The organism is Bacteroidales bacterium, from assembly GCA_035342335.1.
In the GTDB taxonomy this organism is placed as follows: Bacteria; Bacteroidota; Bacteroidia; order Bacteroidales; family JAGONC01; genus JAGONC01.
In genome coordinates this window covers 26,115-33,803 of record DAOQWY010000031.1, presented here as the reverse complement: position 1 = coordinate 33,803, position 7,689 = coordinate 26,115, and the positions used below count along the sequence as shown (strand labels likewise).

Below are 7,689 nucleotides of genomic sequence, written 5' to 3'. Positions count from 1 at the left end.
ACTGCCAACTGCCAACTGCCAACTGCCAACTGCCAACTGCCAACTGCCAACTGCCAATTGCCAACTGCCAACTGCCAACTGCCAATTGCCAACTGCCAATTGCCAACTGCCATGTAACCTCACCCGCATCAAATGTAACGCACCGGGTAGGATATCCCTTGCCGGGGGTGTAATTTTACCCCGACATTGCCACTCATATTATGAAATATGAAGTATGTAGTATGAAATATTAAGTATTTAACAAGCTTGTAGCTAAATCCAACCAACCATGAAACCACATCTCCTCCTCACAACAGTCGCTATGTGCCTCTTCAGAACCATCACAGCGCAGATCATCCACGTCCCCGGTGACCAGCCCAGCATCCAGGCCGGGATCGACGCAGCCAGCGACGGTGACACCGTGCTGGTGGACGAAGGGACCTACTATGAGAACATCGACTTCATAGGCAAGGCCATCACTGTGGCCAGCTGGTTCATTATTGACAGTGATTCCGACCATATCGAATACACCGTGATCGACGGCAGCCAGCCGGTCAATCCGGATAAGGCAGCTGTAGTGACTTTCAACTCCGGTGAAGATACCACTTCCATGATTTGCGGATTTACCATAACAGGTGGAGGTGGCAATTTTTATCCTTCAATTCCAATAGTTGGAGGGGGAGGTATTGCATGCGATAACTCCGGGGCAACCATCTGTGATAACCACATTGAATACAACACCATCGAGACCAGTTTCTATGCGGAAGGAGCTGGTATCGGAACCGGGCCACCTGATGCAGACATATTTCTGGTGATCCGGAATAACAGGATCAGACATAATACCTTGTCAACCTATAGTATTGGTGCCGGCGGGGGCATGAGTATCCGTACGGATGCACGGATCATTAACAATGAAATAACGGACAATATGGCTGAATCGATCAGCCAGTATGTGAATGGAGGCGGATTATACAGTGGCGGATGGAATACATTCAATACAGTCGAGATCAGGAACAATATCATTACAGGGAATGAACTATATTCGTCGTCAAACATTGCTTATCAATGTTCAGGCGGTGGTGTGTTCATTTATAAAAACCATGGGGAAATCAGTAATAATATGATCACAGGGAATTCTATGGATGGAACGACCAATGGCAGGGGGGCTGGAGTGTGTATTGCCATTACCGACACAACCCTTGAACTTAAGTACAACAGGATAACCGACAACTATTTTGTAGGGATGGAATGCCTGGGAGGAGGGATTAACTTCTGGGGTGCAGGTGCGAAAGTAGTGAACAATCTGATCGCATATAATACAGCCTCTCTGGGTGGAGGAATCTATAGTTACGATGAGCACACCCAGTTCCTGCAAATCATCAACAACACCATCACTGAGAACGAAGCAGAGGAAATTGGCGGAGGTCTTTATTTGTGGGGATCAGATGCCATTGTGATGAATACGATCCTCTGGAACGATTTCGCAAATTTCAGCTCCGAAATTGTAACCATTGACAGTCAACTTGGTATGGTATACTCTAATGTTGATGGCGGTTGGACAGGTGAGGGGAACATGAATGAAGATCCTGAATTTGTGGATGATACAATGTTCCACATCAGCTGGAGTGACAGTCCGTGCTGGGATGCCGGCATTGACCAGATAGAGATCGGCGGGATCGTTTATTACGCCCCGGACCGGGATCTTGAGGGGGAGACGAGGCCGGGTGATGCGTATGTTGACATTGGTGCTGACGAGGATATCATGTGGGAGGGAGTGGAGGAGCTTCAGGCTGCAAGCTTCAGGCTGCAGGTTTTTCCGAATCCGGCCTTTGGAAGATCAGAGATCAGATATCAGATAGCTGAGACCAAAGATCAGTTGGCAGTTGGCAGTTGGCAATAAATACAACAATCAGAATTACGTTGCATGAGAGCTCTGGCAGGCAGGTTATGACGCTTCTTAACGAGGCTCAATCGCCTGGGCAACATACCCTGTATTTCGACACGTCCGAGCTGCCGGCAGGGATCTATGTGATCCGGCTGCAGGCGGGGGAGGCTGTCGTGACCCAAAAGGTCGTTGTTCTTAGCCATTAACTATTGAACATCTGTCATGAAAAAGTTCTGTATCCTATTGATTGCGCTGCTTGCAGAAAACAGTGCCTTGCCGCAGACAACACAGCCCTGTTCCAGTTGCCTGCCAGATGGATTCACCTTTACCACCCAGGAACAAATTGATAATTTTCAAACTGACAATCCCGGTTGTACTGAGATTGAAGGAGACGTTGAAATAAACGGGAGTGATATAACCAATCTGAATGGATTAAATGTTTTAACGGCTTTCTGGGGAAACCTTTCTGTTATCAACAACGATGCCCTTGCAAGTCTGACGGGACTGGACAATGTGACTTCCATCGGGGGAGCCCTTTATATGAATGGCAATCCTGCACTGACAAGTTTAACGGGCTTGGACAATGTGACTTCCTTCGAGGGAACCCTTTATATTAGCTTCAACGATGCCCTGACCAGCCTGACAGGACTGGAAAATCTGACTTCCATCGGGGAAGGACTTTTCATTTGGAGAAATCCTGCCCTAACTGGTCTTTCGGGTCTGGATAATGTGACTGCTATCGGGGGAAGTCTTAGGATTAATGAAAACGATTCCCTGACCAGTCTGGCGGGCCTGGACAATTTGACCTCCATCGCGGGAGGGTACTTTGTGATTGCAGGCAATGCTTCCCTGACCAGTCTGACTGGCTTGGACAATTTGACTTCCACCAGTGGACACCTGTTAATTAATTTTAATCCTGCCCTGACAAGTCTTACGGGTCTGGAAAATTTGACTTCCATCGGAGGAGACATTGAGATCAGATACAATGCTGCACTGACTAGTTTAATGGGTCTGGAGAATATGGATGCATCATCTATCAATAATATATGGATTAAACATAACAATTCTTTATCCAATTGTGAAATACTAAGTATTTGTGATTATTTAGCAAGTCCGAACGGAATAGTGGAAATTTATAATAATGCACCCGGCTGCAACAGTCAGGAAGAAGTATTGGAAGCCTGTGAGTTTATTTCTGTTGAGGACTTGACACCTGAATCTTCCTTTTTAATCTACTCTACTTCCGCATCCAGCCAAATTACTATAGAAACATCCACCGTTCCCCCAAAAAACACCTATCTGACCCTCTATAATCTGAATGGTCAGCAGCTCATCGAACAGCAAATCACGGAACCGACTACAATGATTGATGTTGGCGCATTGCCCGGCGGAATCTATTTTGTGAGGCTGACTTGGGAAAAGGGCATTCAGGTAGGGAAGTTTGTCAGGGAATAAAAAAGTGGCAAAATAAAAGGCGGGGGATACCGTTTCGACTCAGAAGGTCGTTGTGTTATTTCATTGAACATCGACAACCGACAATTGACAATTAATCCCGTCCGCTACGGGACGGCACATCAGAACCTGCTATCCATTTCTACCCGTTTAAAAGCCCTACGGACTTTGCAATTTCCTGCCAAATGCCAATTCCGGCTTTCGTCGGAACTTCGCTTCGCTCCGCTGCCAACTTTTCATTTAAAATCCCCCCTTCCAATTCCCTGAAAATTGTAATTTTGTGCAAATTGTTGCGAAAATGAAGATCCTTTTCAATCAGAAATTCCTTCTCCATAACATCCATAGCGATGCGGAGGGAGCCTACCGCATCCAGGGCTTTTCGGATGTGGAAGATACCTTTGCCGACGGGGAGCAGTACATTTCTCTGGTGCACTCCGAATCCTATATTGAATGGATCAGGGAAGCCTGCCAGAACAAGGAGTATGTGGCAGAGGTGTTACTGACCCCCGAAACGTGGGAAGCGGCCAAAATTGCCGTGGGACTTACCGTCCTGGCCTCCGAACAAAATGATTTTGCCGTGGTCCGCCCTCCGGGCCACCACGCTGGAAAAGCACGTGCCGCGGGTTTCTGTCTGTTCAATAACATCGCCATTGCAGCTCAGAAACTGGTCAACGAAGGAAAGAAGGTGTTCATTTTCGACTTTGACGCCCATCACGGCGACGGCACACAATCCATCTTTTACGATAGCGACCGGGTTTTTTATTGCTCTGTACATCAACTCTACGCCTATCCCTTTTCCGGTTTCCCGGCCGAGGCAGGCACTGGAAAAGGTGCTGGATTTACGCTAAACCTGCCCCTGGTAGCCGGTAGCGGTGACAAGGAACTACTGGATGTACTTGACAGGGCCATTGGTGCTGCCCGAAAGTTTTCACCCGATGTGGTGGGCGTCTCAGCCGGATTTGACGCCTACCATAAAGACCACCTGCTGAGTCTTCAATTTTCTCTCGATGCCTTTTACGAGATCGGTTTCCGGCTGCGGCGATCGTTCTCCAACGTTTTCGCGGTTCTGGAGGGGGGATATCATCAGGACATCCGGGAGTGTACCGATAAATTCATTGACGGTGTAAAAATGGGATCAAGGCCGTCACGGATCAAGTACGACCCTAATATGTCTGTTGGATGAGATTCCGGATCTCCGGCAGATACCGGAGAAATTCCAAATCCCAAGCACCAAAATACAAACAAATTACAAAAACCAAATCCCAGTACTTAATCCGCCTTGATTTGGAATTTGAGTTATTGGAATTTGTTTGGGATTTGGATCGTGGAATTTGGAATTTTATAATCCCTGTCAAGCATCCATTTCAACAACCTCATCATCCACCTCTCAGGTACTGCTGCTATCAATGAAAGCAAGGGATTATTGTTGATTCGGTACACTGGCCGCAAATGACGGCGGGTAATCTTTTTGTAAATTTTTGCGGCTGCTTTTTCAGGAGAGAGAATCCTGCCCCTGAACCTGGGTGCCATGGCCGCAAAACGGGCAAACTCCCTTTCGAATATCGAATCCTGGACAGGATTGACCAGACGATCGACCTCTCCGGCCAGCCGGGTCTGAATTGCACCGGGACGGATAAGCGCCATCCGTATGCCTTTCAGATAAAGCTCCTGGCCAATGGTGCGGTGGATGGCCTCCAGGGCGATCTTGGTGGCCTGATAGGGCTGGAACAGGGATGGGAATTTCACACTCTCTGAGCTGACCGACACGATCCGCCCTCTGGCAGGTAATAAAAGGGGCACAAATTGCCGGATGACACGGAAGGCACCGAAGGTATTGACGGAGTAAATCCTGAACAGGTCTTCATAGGATATCTCAGATAAGGGATAGGCTTCATAGATCCCGGTACAGTTGAGAAGCAGGTCGAGGTAGCTGATGTTTCCGGTAACTGTAGTATACACCTCTTTTATGGATGCTGAATCGGTTACATCCATTTGCAGAGGAATGATATCAGGATGGAAGGAGGGAACAGGCTCGATATCGGCTGCAAAGACCATCCAGCCATGCCTGGCGAATTCTTCAACGAGTGCTTTCCCAAGACCGTTTGCTGCTCCGGTGATGAGGACAGTCTTTTCCATTGTGTTTCAATGAAACTTTGCGAAGGTAAATAAAACAGTCTGAATGGCGATATCATCCTGTCAAGTCAATTATTTACAGTAAATTTATCCCTCAGTTCTTAATTCCAAAGGCATGAGTAGTCTTTTCTTTCAGATGTTACCGTTCATTACACGGATTCTTTTTTTAGCACTTGCATTCGCACCATTCCCATTGCTTTCACAGGATCTTTACATTCCGGGAAACATAAAACAAGCCTATGACAAGCATACACGCTCCTTTTCAGGTGAACCCGGGCCGGCCTATTGGCAGAACCGGGCTGACCATACACTCGATGTTTCATTCAATCCGGACAACAATATCCTTACGGGTAAGGCCCGCACCATCTATTTCAATGACAGCCCCGATACACTTGACGTTCTTTATTTCCATCTGTATCCCAATTATTATAAAAAAGGTCTGCACCGCGACTATGATGTCAATCCCCTGGATGAACACGACGGATTGACGATCCGTCAGATAACGGTTGACGGCAATCCACTGGATCTTACTCCGCTTAATAACAGCATCTTTATTTCGCATACCCTGATGATGGTCCGGCCACCGGATCCTGTAATGCCCTTGCAATCAGTAATCCTGGATATGTCGTGGGATTACCGGATCAATAAGGAATCCCATTTGCGCACCGGACAGGTGGATCCGGGCAGCTGGTTCTTTGCTTATTTTTACCCTCACCTGTGCGTTTATGATGATGTGGATGGCTGGGATACGTCCCTTTATACCGGGGAGCAGGAATTTTACAACGATTTTGCTGACTATCAGCTGTCAGTCACCGTACCCGGTCAATACCTGGTCTGGGCCACCGGTGAGCTGCAAAATCCGGAAGATGTACTGGCTGAGCCATACCTGGGGCGTTTTCTGGAATCGAAGGTGTCGGACGAGATCATTTCCATCATACGGCCTGTTGATTCTGCACAGAAGGTCACCACAAGGGGCAAGTCACATACCTGGCTGTTCAGGGCCCGTAATGTTACCGACGTCGCATTTGGAATTTCGGATCATTATCTCTGGGATGCAACCAGCCTGGTGGTTGATCCGGCTGACAACCGCCGGACCTGGATCGCTGCTGCGTTCAATAAGGGATCAGGCGATTTTTATGATGTGTGCGGCATTGCCCGGAAAGCGATCGGAGAGATGTCGTACCGCTTCCCGGCTGTTCCTTTTCCCTATCCGTCCATGACTGTTTTTAACGGGCTGAGCGAAATGGAATACCCCATGATGGTAAATGATCATTCGCTCACCGATATGCAGGAGGTGATCGATCTTACCTGCCACAAAATCTTCCACACCTATTTCCCTTTTCTTATGGGGATCAATGAAACAAAATACGCCTGGATGGATGAAGGCTGGGCAACACTGGGAGAATACCTGATCACTTCGGTGATCGATACGGCGCAGATATCAACGGTCATGTGGGGCTCAACCTACAACGACCTGGCCGGATCAGACATCGACCTTCCCCTCTTCACCATATCCAATGTGATCAGAAATGTTCCCTACTGGAATAACTCCTATACCAAGGCGGCCTTCTTCTATCTGATCCTGCGTGATTACCTGGGTGAGGAGCGGTTCATGCAGGCCCTGCAAACCTACATCGAGCGCTGGAAGGGCCGGCATCCGACACCGTTCGATTTTTTCTTCACGTTCAATGATGTGTCCGGCGAGGATCTGAGCTGGCTGTACCGGCCGTGGTTCTTTGAATACGGTTACCCGGACCTGGGGATCGGGGAGGTGAGACAAATTGAAGATCAATATCTTGTCAGAATAAGGAAGATCGGCCATTATCCTGTGCCTGTGCATGCAAAGATCCGGTTTGCAGATGAGTCGGAGAAAGCCATCCACCTGGATGCAGGTATCTGGAAGATGGGGGATGACGTGTATGATCTTACTGTCCCTTCTTTGGTTAGTATACAAAAGATTGAATTGGGGCACAAGGAGATACCGGATGCAGAAGATCGTAATGATCACTGGATTGTGAAATGAAACCTGTTAATGATGCAATGCCAGAACACGGAAAGAGGTTGTGTCAAAAGGGGTTATTTTATTCAAGACCGCAGAGACGCAAAGTCTTAATAATCAATATTATTTTCTTAGCGTCTTGGCGACTTTGCGGTGAAAAATGACTTCAAATACAACCTCCATCCGTATTCAAATTAAAACTCTTATTAAATTGAAAACCAACTATTTATTTTTTATATTA

At 47.5% G+C, this 7,689-nt stretch carries 6 protein-coding genes; 5 read left to right on the top strand and 1 reads right to left on the bottom strand.

Annotated features, from left to right (window positions below; translation table 11 throughout):
- Positions 1 to 268 precede the first annotated feature (268 nt).
- From PKI34_12290 to PKI34_12275, 4 genes are all read left to right on the top strand, one after another.
- A complete protein-coding gene (locus PKI34_12290) occupies positions 269 to 1,879 on the top strand; it encodes a right-handed parallel beta-helix repeat-containing protein (protein HNS18588.1) in 1,611 nt (536 codons plus the stop codon).
- A complete protein-coding gene (locus PKI34_12285) occupies positions 1,870 to 2,070 on the top strand; it encodes a T9SS type A sorting domain-containing protein (GenBank protein HNS18587.1) in 201 nt (66 codons plus the stop codon). Before PKI34_12290 ends, PKI34_12285 begins: the two co-directional genes overlap by 10 nt.
- Before the next feature lie 16 nt (positions 2,071 to 2,086).
- On the top strand, positions 2,087 to 3,319 hold the full coding sequence (locus PKI34_12280) for a T9SS type A sorting domain-containing protein (GenBank protein HNS18586.1): 1,233 nt from the start codon (positions 2,087 to 2,089) through the stop codon (positions 3,317 to 3,319).
- A gap of 295 nt (positions 3,320 to 3,614) precedes the next feature.
- Positions 3,615 to 4,499: a hypothetical protein gene (locus PKI34_12275; protein HNS18585.1), complete on the top strand. Its 885-nt coding sequence runs from the start codon at positions 3,615 to 3,617 to the stop codon at positions 4,497 to 4,499.
- A gap of 113 nt (positions 4,500 to 4,612) precedes the next feature.
- Here the strand turns inward: PKI34_12275 and PKI34_12270 are convergent, their stop codons facing one another.
- Complete coding sequence (locus PKI34_12270) at positions 4,613 to 5,452, bottom strand: SDR family NAD(P)-dependent oxidoreductase (GenBank protein HNS18584.1); 840 nt, start codon at positions 5,450 to 5,452, stop codon at positions 4,613 to 4,615.
- A 112-nt stretch (positions 5,453 to 5,564) separates the two neighbouring features.
- Between PKI34_12270 and PKI34_12265 the strand changes: the two genes are divergently transcribed.
- Positions 5,565 to 7,472 carry a M1 family metallopeptidase gene (locus PKI34_12265; GenBank protein HNS18583.1) on the top strand — a complete coding sequence of 636 codons (1,908 nt, stop codon included), beginning with the start codon at positions 5,565 to 5,567 and terminating at the stop codon, positions 7,470 to 7,472.
- The last annotated feature ends 217 nt before the right edge of the window (positions 7,473 to 7,689 follow it).

Coding starts and splice junctions, on each gene's coding strand:
- PKI34_12290 (HNS18588.1), top strand. CDS start 269: ATGAAACCACATCTCCTCCTCACAACAGTCGCTATGTGCCTCTTCAGA.
- PKI34_12280 (HNS18586.1), top strand. CDS start 2,087: ATGAAAAAGTTCTGTATCCTATTGATTGCGCTGCTTGCAGAAAACAGT.
- PKI34_12275 (HNS18585.1), top strand. CDS start 3,615: ATGAAGATCCTTTTCAATCAGAAATTCCTTCTCCATAACATCCATAGC.
- PKI34_12270 (HNS18584.1), bottom strand. CDS start 5,452: ATGGAAAAGACTGTCCTCATCACCGGAGCAGCAAACGGTCTTGGGAAA.
- PKI34_12265 (HNS18583.1), top strand. CDS start 5,565: ATGAGTAGTCTTTTCTTTCAGATGTTACCGTTCATTACACGGATTCTT.